Annotated in this window: 12 protein-coding genes and 2 pseudogenes; 6 read left to right on the plus strand and 8 right to left on the minus strand. The window is 39.5% G+C overall.

Annotation, left to right across the window (positions count from 1 at the left end):
• Positions 1–91 precede the first annotated feature (91 nt).
• Positions 92–1,516: an ABC transporter ATP-binding protein gene (locus QNH10_RS05785; protein ID WP_283733853.1), complete on the minus strand. Its 1,425-nt coding sequence runs from the start codon at positions 1,514–1,516 to the stop codon at positions 92–94.
• Positions 1,504–2,382 carry a DUF8171 family membrane protein gene (locus QNH10_RS05790; RefSeq protein WP_283733854.1) on the minus strand — a complete coding sequence of 293 codons (879 nt, stop codon included), beginning with the start codon at positions 2,380–2,382 and terminating at the stop codon, positions 1,504–1,506. Before QNH10_RS05790 ends, QNH10_RS05785 begins: the two co-directional genes overlap by 13 nt.
• Before the next feature lie 183 nt (positions 2,383–2,565).
• Here QNH10_RS05790 and QNH10_RS05795 point away from each other — a divergent pair, with 183 nt between their 5' ends.
• Both QNH10_RS05795 and QNH10_RS05800 read left to right on the plus strand, forming a co-directional pair.
• Positions 2,566–3,405 (plus strand): MurR/RpiR family transcriptional regulator, encoded by an 840-nt coding sequence (locus QNH10_RS05795; RefSeq protein WP_283733855.1) that lies wholly within the window; start codon positions 2,566–2,568, stop codon positions 3,403–3,405.
• A gap of 378 nt (positions 3,406–3,783) precedes the next feature.
• Positions 3,784–5,055 (plus strand): Rid family detoxifying hydrolase, encoded by a 1,272-nt coding sequence (locus QNH10_RS05800; RefSeq protein ID WP_283733856.1) that lies wholly within the window; start codon positions 3,784–3,786, stop codon positions 5,053–5,055.
• A gap of 120 nt (positions 5,056–5,175) precedes the next feature.
• Here QNH10_RS05800 and QNH10_RS05805 read toward each other — a convergent pair whose 3' ends face one another.
• Positions 5,176–5,358, minus strand: a complete 183-nt coding sequence (locus QNH10_RS05805) for a cupin domain-containing protein (protein WP_283733857.1) — start codon at positions 5,356–5,358, stop codon at positions 5,176–5,178.
• A 197-nt stretch (positions 5,359–5,555) separates the two neighbouring features.
• The gene (locus QNH10_RS05810; protein ID WP_283733858.1) at positions 5,556–6,545 is read right to left on the minus strand and encodes a 2-hydroxyacid dehydrogenase family protein; all 990 of its coding nucleotides are present in this window, start codon (positions 6,543–6,545) and stop codon (positions 5,556–5,558) included.
• Between the two features lie 268 nt (positions 6,546–6,813).
• Here QNH10_RS05810 and QNH10_RS05815 point away from each other — a divergent pair, with 268 nt between their 5' ends.
• Complete coding sequence (locus tag QNH10_RS05815) at positions 6,814–7,668, plus strand: formate/nitrite transporter family protein (RefSeq protein ID WP_283733859.1); 855 nt, start codon at positions 6,814–6,816, stop codon at positions 7,666–7,668.
• Between the two features lie 252 nt (positions 7,669–7,920).
• Here the strand turns inward: QNH10_RS05815 and QNH10_RS05820 are convergent, their stop codons facing one another.
• Positions 7,921–8,979: a transglutaminase-like domain-containing protein gene (locus QNH10_RS05820; RefSeq protein WP_283733860.1), complete on the minus strand. Its 1,059-nt coding sequence runs from the start codon at positions 8,977–8,979 to the stop codon at positions 7,921–7,923.
• A gap of 5 nt (positions 8,980–8,984) precedes the next feature.
• Positions 8,985–9,422, minus strand: a complete 438-nt coding sequence (locus tag QNH10_RS05825) for a hypothetical protein (protein ID WP_283733861.1) — start codon at positions 9,420–9,422, stop codon at positions 8,985–8,987.
• Positions 9,423–9,649: 227 nt separating this feature from the next.
• On the opposite strand from QNH10_RS05825, the pseudogene QNH10_RS05830 reads away from it, so the two are divergent.
• Together QNH10_RS05830 and QNH10_RS05835 are read left to right on the plus strand one after the other, a co-directional pair.
• A pseudogene (locus QNH10_RS05830) lies at positions 9,650–10,209 on the plus strand (TetR/AcrR family transcriptional regulator).
• A 342-nt stretch (positions 10,210–10,551) separates the two neighbouring features.
• Complete coding sequence (locus tag QNH10_RS05835; RefSeq protein ID WP_283733862.1) at positions 10,552–10,929, plus strand: SET domain-containing protein; 378 nt, start codon at positions 10,552–10,554, stop codon at positions 10,927–10,929.
• A 56-nt stretch (positions 10,930–10,985) separates the two neighbouring features.
• On the opposite strand, the gene QNH10_RS05840 is transcribed toward QNH10_RS05835, so the two are convergent.
• Positions 10,986–11,441, minus strand: coding sequence for an SRPBCC family protein (locus QNH10_RS05840; RefSeq protein WP_283733863.1), 456 nt, complete (start codon positions 11,439–11,441; stop codon positions 10,986–10,988).
• Positions 11,442–11,686: 245 nt separating this feature from the next.
• Here QNH10_RS05840 and QNH10_RS05845 point away from each other — a divergent pair.
• Positions 11,687–12,929, plus strand: a pseudogene (locus tag QNH10_RS05845) (mechanosensitive ion channel family protein).
• A gap of 223 nt (positions 12,930–13,152) precedes the next feature.
• Here the strand turns inward: QNH10_RS05845 and QNH10_RS05850 are convergent.
• Positions 13,153–13,464 carry a hypothetical protein gene (locus tag QNH10_RS05850; protein WP_283733864.1) on the minus strand — a complete coding sequence of 104 codons (312 nt, stop codon included), beginning with the start codon at positions 13,462–13,464 and terminating at the stop codon, positions 13,153–13,155.
• Positions 13,465–13,742: the final 278 nt, after the last annotated feature.

The raw sequence follows: 13,742 nt of genomic DNA on the forward strand, positions 1-13,742 counted from the left end.
ACTCTCGTTGCCCACTCCGAAACGAGCTGCATATCGTGCGTGGCAATTAGTACCGTTTTCACTCTGTCACGAATGGAATGTAGGATACGAATTAATTGCTTTCTGTTCCTACGTCTAAGCTTGCAGTTGGTTCATCTAGGATCATTACCGTTGGCATCATCGCTAAGCCAATCGCAACAGAAGATCTTCTTTGTTGTCCACCACTAAGTAGTCTGCCGTCTTTTGGAAGAAGTGCATGCAAATTTAATTGATCAGCAATTTGTTCATATAATTCTTTCCGATCCAAATTGCGTACGTTTCCGAAATATGTTACATCATTTTGAATGGTATCTTGAATAAACATTTCCTCAGGATTTTGATAAATATAGGAAATGTGACTGGAAAGCTTTTCAACAGGCGCTCGCATCACATCGATGCCATCTACTATTATTTCGCCTTTACGCGGTTTATTAATACCAGCTAGACTTTTCATTAAAGTTGTTTTGCCTGCACCATTGTTCCCGACAATCGCAACTCTTTCACCTTCAAAGAAGGTTAGTGCATCAATATCCAAAACAGTTCTTCTTTCACCTTGTAGTGTTTTAACTTCGTATCGGACATCTTTTATCGATAAGATAGCCGAATCTGTTGAATGTAAATTTGCTTGATTGCTATCCGTTCCTGGATCAAAGAAGTAATCTTTAAAATAATCCTTTGCTTCATCTACTGTAATTGGCAGTTCATCTGAATTAGAAAAACTAGCGATTTGCAAAGCTGCCTGTGTTACTTGGGGTGGGTAAATGTGTACATCCTCAAGTTCGGTTATATTTAACAAGCCCTGCTTTACGTCTGTATGCCATTTCACCTGACCATTTTCAATTAGGGCAACATGTTTACAATAATTCGCAATGAATTCGGTATGGTGCTCGATAACAATAATTGTTTTTCCTAGTTCCTCATTTAAATACTGCAATTTATCATAGATTAATGTTGCATGCTGTGGGTCAAGCTGTGCAACAGGTTCATCAATAATTAGTATTTCGGGATTTAAAGCCAAAGCTCCAGCAAGTGCAGTTAAATGTTGCTGCCCACCACTAAGTTCCCAAACCGTTTTGTCTTTGAGGTGTTCGATACCGAGCAGTTCTAATGCCCACATCGCTTTTTCCTCATAATCTGGATATCCGAAATTAAGTGGTGAAAATCCAACGTCTTCCAGAACGGTTAACTTCATCAACTGATTTTGAAAATCCTGATAAACATAACCGACATGATGACTAAGAATGGAAACGGGCTGCTCTTTAACAGATAGCCCGTTTACAATAACCTCTCCATTGTAATCACCAGAAAAATAATGCGGAATTAAACCGTTGATCGTTTTACATATAGTTGACTTACCACTACCATTACCACCAATAATGGCAAGAAAATCACCTTTATTAATGGTAAGGCTCGCTCCATTTAACACTGTCTCTTTTGCTCCAGGGTATTGATAGTGTACATCTTTAATTTCAATGATTGGTTGATTTAAACTGCCCATTTATTCTTTTCATCCTTCTTTTTACCCATTTTTATTGCGATACTAATAATAAAGATTACGATAATCGCCGCAGCAGAAATAGGAATCCATATATATCCATCTCCAAATTGTTCTAAGAAATCTGGCTCCCATACAGCGAAGTTGATATCCATATCAGACATATATTCTGCCACCATTCCTACAAAGGCTAAGAATACTGCTACAATTACAAAACGAGCGGAAATATATTCGAGCATCGAACCTTTGACATCTGGGTTCCGGGGATTAATTCCCATTAATGGTTCGATTTTTCCGTAAAGTTTAGGAAGCAGATAAAGTGTTGGTATCAATCCAAACAACACTCCTGAAATAACCATTTCATTTACAAAGCTGAATGCTTCAATAGCAAGAATACTTTCAGGTAAACCAGTAACAGTTTCTAACTCTTCAATTCCAAACCATACTTTTCCAATATCGACAATTGAGCTAAGCATTTGGTCAATTCCGACACCTACGATAACCGCAATACCAACTTGTCTTCTATTACTTGGATCCCTTACAAGTAGACCGGCGACATACATTGCTAAAGAAAATTCAATAAACCCTTCTAATTCAGCTATTCCACCAAAGTCTCCGAGTAATAATTTTCCGAAAATAATATCTCCAACGGATGCTCCAATTGCTGCATACAATGGATGAAATAAAAATACCAGTATTAATGGGATAAATGCTAGATACGAGATGGAAATATCAATCGGACCTAATTGGAACTCTGGCAATAGTTCTGTAAATAAACTTGCAAGACCAAATAACGACATCGACAGGATGAAAATCATCATTTTTTGCGACTGGGTGTACCGATCTTTGTTTGACAAATTAGTTGGCACTACTGATTCCTCCCTTATATTCTTACTACTTTTATAGTAACGTTCAATCGTTAATATAGTATGGTAGATAGGTAAATAGCATGTAAATATTAGTAAGGTAATTTCCACTATGAAAAAAAATTTACACATCATAAGGGGAAAATAATTATAATAGAAATAACTATAGAAGGTTGGTGACAGTGCGTGGCAATTTTTTTAGACGTTAATAAAACAGAGTTGTCAATGAAGCATCAACAAGTAATGGAAGTCATTGAAAAGATGGGTATAGTAAATGTTGCTTACATGTCGATAGAAGATATTGCAAGGGAGGCAAAAGTGAGTACTGCTACGATATCTCGTTTCTGGCAAGTGGCTGGTTACAAGAACTTTAAACAGTTCAAAGAACATGTGAAACAGCGGATCAATACTACTCCGGAGAATAAATTAAGAAATTTCTTCCTTGATATGGGGAGTGATGATGTATTCGACCGGATTATTGAACAAAGTTATCAATATCTTTTTCAAACACATACCCACCTCAATCGTGAGGATTTAAATGAGTCTGCAGTAGAAATTAAAAAGGCAAAGAGGGTCATCGTATATGCGCCCTCATCCTCTGAGGGACTTGGCAATTTAATTGAGCATCGTCTGAAAAGGTTTGGAATTCCGGTTGAAAAAATGGCGAAAAGCGGTCATGAAATCTTTGAATCTATGATACATTTTCAGGAAGGCGATTGTATAGTTATTTTTCAATATGTAAAATTGCTACCCGAGACAGAAGCCATTCTTAATTACGCTAACCAATTAAATATTAAATCCATTCTTTTTACGGATCAGCTCGTTGCAAGCATGAACAAACTTGCAGATTATGTGTTGTATGCCCACCGTGGAGATGCATGGGATTTCCATTCAATGGTCGCACCTACAACCGTGGTGGAAACTTTGGTTATGCTAATTGGCAATCAGTTGGAACAGCAGTCCATAGAAAACTTGGAGAAACTTAGTAAACTCCGGAGAGATTACGGTGATATTATCCCGAGTTAACTAAAAAACTAAGTGGGAAGAGTTGTAAGATGAAATTGGTGATATAGATAATTCTTTGGATTAACCATTTTCTAAGCCATAAGAAAAACAAACACCAATAATCGGTGTTTGTTTTTCTTTACTGCACAAGGGGAGTTTATCTTATTCCACAACAATCCCAGACATGGTATAAGGAATTGCTGATTTGATATATTCTTCAGGTGTCACCTTAAATGCTGCTGCACAGGTACCTACTGGAGTCTTTTTGCCGTTTCTTACATAAGGTTAGCTATAGTGAACAAAGACTGCTATAATTGCATAGCACTCAAAGCGGTTTAGAACGGCTTTTTTGGTGCATACTAGAATTACTTAATATTTATCAAGAAGGGAAATACAATCATGAGCAACTATAACGCAGTTTCAGCAAAAAATACGGAAAATGCACCAAGCGGTAACGGTCTATATTCACATTCTGTTGCTTTTTCTCATTACAATAATCTTTCAGCGCAATTGCCTGTCGATCCAACAACAGGTAAATTGGTTGCTGGTGGTATAAAAGAACAAGCTGAGCAGTGCTTTACTAATATTAAAGCAATTGTAGACAGCGTAGGTCATGTTATGAGTGATATCGTTCGAATCACGGTATTCGTTAAAGATATCAAAGATGTTGACACTGTAGACGAAGTGTATAAAACATTCTTCCCAACTTATGTTCCTGCACGGACAACTGTTGCAGTTGCAGCTTTGCCGATGGGTGCTATGGTACAAATTGAAGCACTTCTTTCACACGGTGAAGGTTCAATTCCAAACGCCCCACAAGCTGGCGACCTCATTAAACTTACAAATAACACTGCGAATGCACCTACAAGTGTACTATCTACACAAACCGTGGCATTCTCCCATTACAATTACCTTACAGCTCAATTGCCAATCGATCCAAAAACAGGCAGATTAGTTGTTGGTGGTGTAAAAGAGCAAACTGCACAGTCATTGAAAAACATTAAAGCAATTTTAGAAAGCATCGACGTTCCTTTTGACGATATTGTTAAAACGACGATCTTCGTTAAGAACCTTGCGGATATCGAAGCGGTAAACGAAGTGTATTCAACATTCTTCCCAGACTCCGCTATCGCAAGAGCAGTAGCATACGTCCCTGCACGTACAACAGTTGAAGTTTCAGCTCTTCCGATGGATGCTTTAGTACAAATTGAAGCTGTCGTGTCACACGGAGACGGAACACCTCCACAAGAGATTGAAGATAGACATGGCATTGTGATTTGGGCAAACAACACAGAAAATGCACCAAAAGATTCCCTATCTACACAAACTGTAGCGTTCTCTCATTACAATCACCTTTCAGCTCAATTGCCAATGGAAGCAAAAACTGGTCAATTGGTAGCTGGTGGTGTAAAAGAGCAAGCTGAACAATGCTTGAAAAATGTTAAAGCAATTGTAGAAAGCATCAATCATGCTATGGACGATATCGTTAAAGTAAATCTCTTCCTTACAAACATCGAAGATATCGATGCAGTAGACGAAGTCTACAAAACATTCTTCCCGGGCGGTGTGCCAGCACGAAGAACAGTTGGCGTATCAGCTTTACCTGAAAATGCTTTGATCCAAGTCGATGTAGTTATATCAAACGCTGAAGGAACAGCTCCAAAAGCATAATTTTGTGGGTGCCTGCGCAGTCCACTACCCAGATACTACAATACGATTTCATAAATTAAAAAAGAAGAAGTCGATCAATCAACAATTTGATCGGCTTCTTCTTTGTATTTCATGAAGGATTTAATGTAATACTAAGTCCATTGGTATCGGGCCGGCAACTCCAATACAGACAAAGCGCTCGTCTCCTGTGTTGCGCATTCCGTGTTGCTGGCCAGGGTAAGATACAATGAGATCTCCTTGAGTAATTTCGACTTCTTCTCCATTTCCCGGATAGAATGTTCCTGTCCCTGAAGACAAATCCACAAATCATCTGAAGTAGTATGAGAATGCTTGAATATTTCCTGTCCGGGCTCTAAACACCAGACAGCACCAGCAGTTTTCTCTGTTTCGTAAAAAATAGTTTTTTTCCCTTTGTTAGGGTCAAATTGCGCTAAATCTTCAAGTTTGAAAAATCTTCTTGTAGCTAATTCTGTTTTAACTTCCATTTTCAATGCCCTCTTTCAAATAGTAGTGACAGCTTGCTTACTTGTTACTCCGTTGACGACAAATGGAGGCTCTTCATTATTTAATACTTTTACAATATTCGTTGCAGCCATCTCCGCCATTGCATCACGAGCTTCAAATGTTGCATTTCCGATATGAGGTGTTAAAACGACATTTTTTAGTTTTTTTAAGCCTTCACTGATTTCAGGTTCAAATTCAAATACATCTAATGCAGCACCTTCAATTAAGTTCTCTTCCAAAGCTTTGATTAAGGCCGCTTCTTCAACAATTGGACCACGAGCACAGTTGATTAAATAGGCTGTCGGCTTCATCATCTCAAATTGTCTTGTACTGAACATATGCTTCATGCTTGGATTATAAGAACAGTTGATGGTAATGAAATCTGACTGGGCGAGCAACTCATCGAAAGAAACATAGGTTGCATTCAATGCTTTTTCTACACCTATATCGGCTTGTCTTGGACCACTGTAGATCACTTTCATATCAAACGCGGCTGCGCGTTTTGCTACTGCCTGGCCAATTTGTCCGAAGCCGACAATTCCAATTATTTTTCCTGTTACTTCACGTCCTCTGAAGTAAAGTGGTGCCCAACCATTAAATCCAATTGTGCGGCACACCTCATCTCCTTCGGCAACCCTTCTTGCTGCAGCCAACAATAATGCAATTGTTAAATCAGCAGTGGCGGCTGTTGAAGCAACCGGTGTATTTGTTACCGGGATTTCTTTCGAAGCTGCATAGTCAAAATCTATATTATTAAAACCTGCTCCGTAGTTTGCAATGATTTTTAAATTGGGTGCGTTATCAATGGTTTTCTGACTTACGGGAGTAGAAAGTAAGCTTATCAAAGCATCTTTATCTTTAATGCGCTCCTGTAATTCTGCTTCGGAAATTAATTTCTCACCTGTAAATACTTCAACTTCATGATCTTTCGTTAATATATCTAAACCAATTTGGGGGATTTCGCCTGCTACAAGAATCTTTGCCATTTCCAAACACCTCTTCTTTTTAATTTTTAAACGGCCCGTTTCGACTATGTGAAACATTTCACAATGTCTACAATTCCATTATATACGCTATGAAGGATAATTCAATCCGTTTTTTTACCTTTCACATAGTTGTCAAATTTCCTTGGCCCAAATGTATAAGTCATATTTTGTTCAACATTTTACGATTTACAAGTTTGGAAAAGGGTGTATGATGGATTTATAAAGTTTGTGAAATTCTTCACAAACTCAGAATAGCGAGGGAATATAAATGAAACAACCATTAGAACAGGCAGTAGAATTAGCACTAAAAAAGAAGGGGATATTAAATGATTCCGTTTTAAAATACCTAATAAGAGCGGCGCTTGCAGCTTTTTCTGTCGGAATAGGACTTATGGTATCTTTTCGATTAGGTGAAGGATTCTTTGATAGTCAGTCACCGGTAGCATCTATCATGTCATCCATTTTCTTTGGTATCGCACTTATCCTCATTATTTACGGCGGTGCAGAACTATTCACAGGAAATACGATGTACTTTACAATGGCCACTCTGAAAAAAGCAACAACGGTGAAGGATACTTTGCAAAATTGGTTAGCATGTTATGGAGGTAATTTGATCGGAGCCGTTATCTTCGGTCTTCTTGTCATGTATTCAGGATTATTTTCTTCAATGGAAAATAGTGAATTGCTGATGTCTTCTGCAGCTATGAAAATGAGCGGATCTTTTAGTGAACCGTTTTTTAGGGGCATCCTTTGTAATATAGTCGTCTGTCTCGCTGTCTGGATTCCAATGCATGTAAAAGGGGATGGGCCGAAAATTACGGTCATTCTACTATTAGTGTTTGCCTTTGTCGCAGCAGGGTTTGAACATAGTGTAGCCAATATGGTTACATTTTCAATTGCACTCGCAGCTCCGCATCCGGAAACCGTTACGCTAATGGGCGCGCTGCACAATCTTGTTCCTGTCACACTCGGCAATATTATAGGCGGTGGATTTTTTGTAGGGGCAGTCTATGTGTTCATCAACTCTCCTTCAAAGAAAAGTAAGGTCAAGCACCTCGTCCTAAGTAAAAAAAGAAGCGGCAAAACAATGTATCTTCATAAATATGAAGACCAAGTCCGATAGACGAAAAAAACGAGCGATTTCTTGAATAAATCAGGAAATCGCTCGTTTTATCAATATTGCACTCCGTGGCGGAGTGCGTCTTAAATGCTTCCTCATCCGGCTCGAAGTATTCCTCTGTGTAGTTCGCAACGAATTCGCCGTTCTGTACATAACCAGCGCCCCAAGTAGGGTCCATCGTTAGCCATTCGCCATCGACCTTCACTTCCACCCATGCGTGGCGTGAGAAATTGAAGCCCGCTCCAGCTGTTCCAGCTATATATCAGCTTCCATGTTAGACGCACGAAGCAATGCGAGGGCAAGATAGGTGTAGTCCTGGCAAATCCCTTTTTCAAGCTCGAGTACCTTTAGTGCACTATCATCCCACTCAAACTCGCTATTTTTCTGTTTTTGAACGTCATAGGCAATCGACTTTGCCGTAAACTCATAGACTGCCTTCGCTTTCTCTCGTTCTGTCATTCCATCATTTATGAGTTCTTCCGCAATCGCGATAATTTCAGGGGCATCGGACTGAACTCCCCGTGATGGCAATAAATCACGTTGATCCTTAGTGCCTGTGCTTTCAACTGTGAATTGGGCAACGTATTCATAATAAAACTTGGAACTGTTCTTCTCTTTTATTTCCGGAACACTCACAATTACTTCATACGTCCCCGGTCCGAAGCGCAAATAGAACTCATCATCGAATGAATAATCCTTTACTGGAATGACAGATAAAGCCTCCTCGCCATCTTTTTTCGTCGTAATATAAAGATGCGTCGTCTCTTTTGCAAATGGGGCATCTTTGTCAATGGTGCCTTTTATGCGATACGTTAAATTGGTCTCTTCACCGCCGGCCGTTGGATAAGTGAGATTGACACCACGTTCTTGATAGGTCGTCATGTACTGAATCGGTTCAGTGATAAGTTCAGATTCATTGTCGATGTAAAGAACTGTGCCTGCCTGGAAATAGTTATTTTTTTCCTCGTCAGGTACGTAAACTTTTAATTCATGGACCCCTTTTCCGTAAAATAAAGGGACGTCATACGCGAACTTGCCGTTTTTAACAGGAAGTACATGTTTCCATGTTTCTCCGTCCTTTTTTAATTCAAGCATCACTGCTTCGTTTGGTCCCTTGATAGAGGGGATATTCCCTTTTAGTTTAAAAATCTCGCTTTCTTTAACATATCCACTGTCCGGAGATTGAAGCGATAATCCCGCTTCCTGAGCAAAAGGGGTATACGTAAGATCTCGCTCCATAGCAGGGTTAACATTAAACACAGTGAATTTTGCAAGATCATAATAATAATTTTTCTGGTCCTTGCTTGGGAGCATCACAGTTACCCGGTATTCGCCCTCCCGTTGAACAGCCTAACATCCTGCTTAAATTTACCGTCTTGGATAGGTGCATAGTATTCCATCGAGTCGTCGGAAGTCGCTTCTCCGTCAAACTTGATTTTGATCCATACATAGTTTTCTTGTAATTGTTCCTGATTTTCAACCGTTCCTTCAACTGTGACGAATTCATTTACCGCAAAGTTTGTGTGGGTCGGTTCTATCAACGTAGCGCCCACTTCTTCGCTATAGCTCGTCAGTTCCAAAGGCGTCATTTCAAGTTCAGCATTTTTCTTTTCAATGGCTGCTTCATAATCTTCCTTTTGCTCCTGCTTTTGAACGGGCGTTGACTGCGATTCATCCACAGAAGCAGATTTATTCGCACAAGCGCCTAATAAAAGTAGACACATCAATGAACCCATCAGTATATATCTTTTTTTCATAAGCGTCGGATTTACCCCCTTGAAATTTTTGGATATCTTTACTATAGCAAGTTTTTGAAATAAAATCGTAAGCCTATAGGTTGGGTAAATAGTTGTCCTATTCTCTTAACCACAATCAAAAATTGATAGTTAAGTCATAATTTAAATGATCTAAACCAATAGTTTTGCGGAACTGTCGTTAATCCAATATAGTTAAGAAAATGGTTATAAAGTAAGGGGATGAAAAAATGACTGAAACTAAGGTGGATCCCAGAATTCTTCGCACACGTAAATTAATAACGGATGCTTTTATAGAACTTTCGGGTAGGAAGGAATTCAAGGATATTACCGTCAAGGATATTACAGCCGAGGCTATGATTAACCGAGCCACGTTCTATTATCATTTTGAAGATATTTACGACTTATTGGAAAAGGCATTATCAGAAGTTTTATTAATTGATTTGAATTGCAACACGTACCAAAATAACGAATTAAATGAGGAAACATTGGTAGACATTTTTAAAGTGATCACCAATTTTCAAATGGCGTTATCAAACCGTTGCCATAGGGGATATGAAGATACGATTGCCCGTATTATCGGGACCAACTTGAAGTCATCTTATATAAAATGTTGGTAAAACAGCAGTCTACTGCAGATGACAATGGATTAAAACTTACTGCGGTCATGTTAAGCTGGGGACTTTACGGGGCTTCAATAGAATGGAAAAGAAGTAATAATGTTCAGCCAGAGACATATATCAAATCAGCCATTCCTTATATCATTTCCGGAATTGGTTTTGGATTTTAGGACAATTAGACAAGGGTGCATCCAATTTGATAATAATCCCCGATTCTAACCAAAATGCAGTTATTGTATTACACGAAATCTATGGTGTGAAGAACATATGAAGATGTTTTGTAGCCGACTTTCGGAAGAGGGCTTTGCTGTATTTTGTCCGGATCGGATAAACGGCTTCCTTTAAGGTGGATGAAGTGAATGAGGGATCTGCTAGGAAGGCTTTTTTTAGAATGATTGAATTCATTAACGATGAAGTGCTTCGCCTACGTTCCGAAAAAATAAAATATCCCTAACTGTGTTGATTAATGTTATAGTTAGAAAGTAAATTTTATAAGTGAGTAGGTGAGCAAGATGATTGAAGTAAAGACATCTGCACTAAGTGACGGAGAATTCAACAGAGGGGTATTCGCAACTTGTGATATCAAAAAAGGTGCAATTTTACACGAAGCACCTGTTATTGCCTATCCAAATGATCAACATTCACATATTGAGCAAACACTTCTTGCTGATTATGCCTTTGAGTATGGGATTAATCATACCGCAATCCTTCTTGGATATGGGATGCTATTCAATCATTCATATACGCCGAATGCAACGTATGAGATTAGTTTTGAAAAACATACATTTGACTTCTATGCTTATAAAGATATAAAAGCAGGGGAAGAAATTCTAATCAATTATAATGGTGAAGTGGATGACAATGAACCACTATGGTTTGACCAACAATAAAAAAGGGTGGTAGTTGCCGAGTTACAATCGGTGACTGCCACTCTTTTTTGATTGATTTACACTCTTTTTAATTCAATGTTCGTAATTTCCTCTGCAACTGCATTTGTGAACTCTTCGACTGTTTTTGGAATGAATGATTTTAATATTGCATTGATCATCGGTCCCATTACTCCCTTTGCGGCAATGTCCAAATTCCCATGCATCAATGTTGTAGAATTCGACGTCGCGTCTGCTTTAAAGTGGCCATTGCCCACAAAGTTATCGTGCACACCTTTCAAATCGAATGTGACTAAACTAGGTTCCCTCCACTCTGTAACGTCGATTTGCAATTTGACCGTTTTTTGCACAATGCCTATATCGCCTTTGAATGTCCACGTCGATTGGGTGTTGCTTAAAATCGTATGTTCGATATAACCAGGAACGAGCGGAGCCCATCTGTTCATATCGCTGACAAAATCCCATATCTTTTTAATCGGTAAATCCAATTCCGTGCTGTGTGTACCGCTTGGCATTCAATCGTTCCTCCTCTTCTAGTAGAACGTTTCATCATCGCTTATATTACGCAATTGCTTGTTACAAATATGCATGGCTTAATGTGGAGCAGGTACCGAAAAGTCATCTGAATAATGGGGATAATATAGTCAAGGATCCATTCCCCCGTTTTACTAAGCGAATCAAAGGGCGGCACTCGGAAAAAGAGTAGCCCTCCCAATTCTGTTATAATGGAAAGTAGACTGTAGACGATGGAGGGAAATCGATGGACTTTATTCGTAACCGACTGTTGGGTTACGGCGTTGATGAAGCATGGGTTGGCTACCTAACAAATGGTATTATGATCATCTTTATCGCGTTGATTTGTATTGTCGCGAATTTGATTACAAAAAAAGTGGTTGTCCGATTCATCACGCATATCGTGAAGAAGAATACTTTCAAGTGGGATGATATATTGTTGGAACGTCAAGTGTTCCGCAAATTGTCTCATATCGTACCTGCCATTATTATTTTTTCGTTTGCAACAAAGTTTCCTGCTTATCGGGAATTAATTGAAAAAGCGGCTTGGGTGTACATTATTATAGTGGCCCTAACTGTAATCAATAGTTTATTAAACGCTGTGAATGATATTTACCAAACGTTCCAAGTGTCGAAAGTGAAACCGATTAAAGGGTATATTCAAGTTGTCAAAATCATTACATTTATTTTAGGCGTTGTGTTAGTCATTGCGATTCTTGTCGGTGAAAGTCCGCTTATCCTGCTAAGCGGGATCGGTGCCATTTCAGCAGTGCTCATGTTAGTGTTTAAAGATTCCTTATTAGGGCTTGTTGCGGGTATTCAGCTATCAGCTAATGATATGGTGCGAGTAGGCGACTGGATTGAAATGACGAAATACGGGCAGACGGGGATGTCATCGATATTTCTTTGAACACGGTCATGGTACGGAACTTTGATCAGACGGTGACGATGATTCCGAGTTACGCGCTAATTTCGGATTCATTTATCAACTGGCGCGGTATGCAGGAATCTGGTGGGCGACGTATTAAGCGTTCATTGTATATTGACACATCAAGCATCCAGTTTTGCACGGAGGAAATGATGGAGCATTTTAAGCAGATACACTACCTTAAGGATTATATTGTTAATCGTGAAAAAGAAATCGAGGATTATAATCATGTAAATAAGGTTGACCGCAGCAATATCGTCAACGGAGGGCACTGACCAATATAGGGGTATTTCGGGCGTATATAAGTGAATACATTAAACGGCACCCGGGCATTCATCAGGAAAAAACGTTAATGGTCCGTCAGTTGGCCCCCGGTGAACATGGTTTGCCTATCGAGATTTATGCTTTTGCGAACAGTATTCAATGGGCTGTATATGAAAATGTACAGGCTGATATTTTTGATCATTTGTTTGCAGTTGCGGGAGAGTTCGGACTCCGCGTGTTTCAAAATCCAGCAGGCAGTGATTTTCAAGCGTTGAGTCAGGGTGTAAGAAGTGAGTGAATTGTTTGGGTGCCTGTGTAGCACTCCGTTCAGATAATTCTCTGCAATTGCATAAAAAATGAAGAAGCTAACCAAGTCAATATTTGGACGGCTTCTTTTTGCATTTAAATAACTTTTTTTAAAAGTGGTGCACAGGCACTAAAAAGGGCACAGAGAAGACTGGTTTTTGGGGGGCTATTCATTATATGTAAACATGGGTTATAGTCTAAATAGTTTTATTTGCCTAGCATAATCTACTAAGAGTCTTTGAAAAGGGGGGTAAATATGAGAAATACAGAAGAAGCTCCTCGCGGGCATGAGCATCGCCAGGAGCATCGCCAGGAGCATCGTCACGAGCACCGTCACGAGCACCGCCACGAGCATCGCCAAGAGCATCGCCAAGAGCATCGCCAGGAGCATCGCCACGAGCATCGCCACGAGCACCGACAAGAGCACCGCCAGGAGCGTCGCCAAGAGCATCGCCATGAGCACATTCATCACCATTATCATCACGTTTCGCATGGTCAACATGTAGGCCGTCCAACAGGGTACCCAATGGGACATCACGTTATGGGACACGAACAAATGATTCAAAATGTAAATTTGTTCCTTGAAGATCATAACGAGATGGTTCAACGTTTAAATTTATTTCCGGTAGGTTATCACCAAATGGTTCAACCTATGGTTCAACCGATGGTGCAACCGATGGTTCAACCGATGGTTCAACCGATGGTTCAACCTATAAATTTTTTCCCTGAAGGTCATCACGGATGCCACTGCGGTCACATGAGACATTTTGGAGGATGCCACTGCGGTCACATGAGACATTTTGGA

It is taken from the genome of Sporosarcina thermotolerans (genome assembly GCF_030067815.1).
Classification (GTDB): domain Bacteria; phylum Bacillota; class Bacilli; order Bacillales_A; family Planococcaceae; genus Sporosarcina; species Sporosarcina thermotolerans.

Excerpts from the sequence above, each read along its gene's own strand:
- QNH10_RS05825 (WP_283733861.1), bottom strand. The coding sequence starts at position 9,422 with ATGAAAAAAAGATATATACTGATGGGTTCATTGATGTGTCTACTTTTA.
- QNH10_RS05835 (WP_283733862.1), top strand. The coding sequence starts at position 10,552 with ATGATTGAAGTAAAGACATCTGCACTAAGTGACGGAGAATTCAACAGA.
- QNH10_RS05810 (WP_283733858.1), bottom strand. The coding sequence starts at position 6,545 with ATGGCAAAGATTCTTGTAGCAGGCGAAATCCCCCAAATTGGTTTAGAT.
- QNH10_RS05840 (WP_283733863.1), bottom strand. The coding sequence starts at position 11,441 with ATGCCAAGCGGTACACACAGCACGGAATTGGATTTACCGATTAAAAAG.
- QNH10_RS05815 (WP_283733859.1), top strand. The coding sequence starts at position 6,814 with ATGAAACAACCATTAGAACAGGCAGTAGAATTAGCACTAAAAAAGAAG.
- QNH10_RS05820 (WP_283733860.1), bottom strand. The coding sequence starts at position 8,979 with ATGCTCCCAAGCAAGGACCAGAAAAATTATTATTATGATCTTGCAAAA.
- QNH10_RS05800 (WP_283733856.1), top strand. The coding sequence starts at position 3,784 with ATGAGCAACTATAACGCAGTTTCAGCAAAAAATACGGAAAATGCACCA.
- QNH10_RS05785 (WP_283733853.1), bottom strand. The coding sequence starts at position 1,516 with ATGGGCAGTTTAAATCAACCAATCATTGAAATTAAAGATGTACACTAT.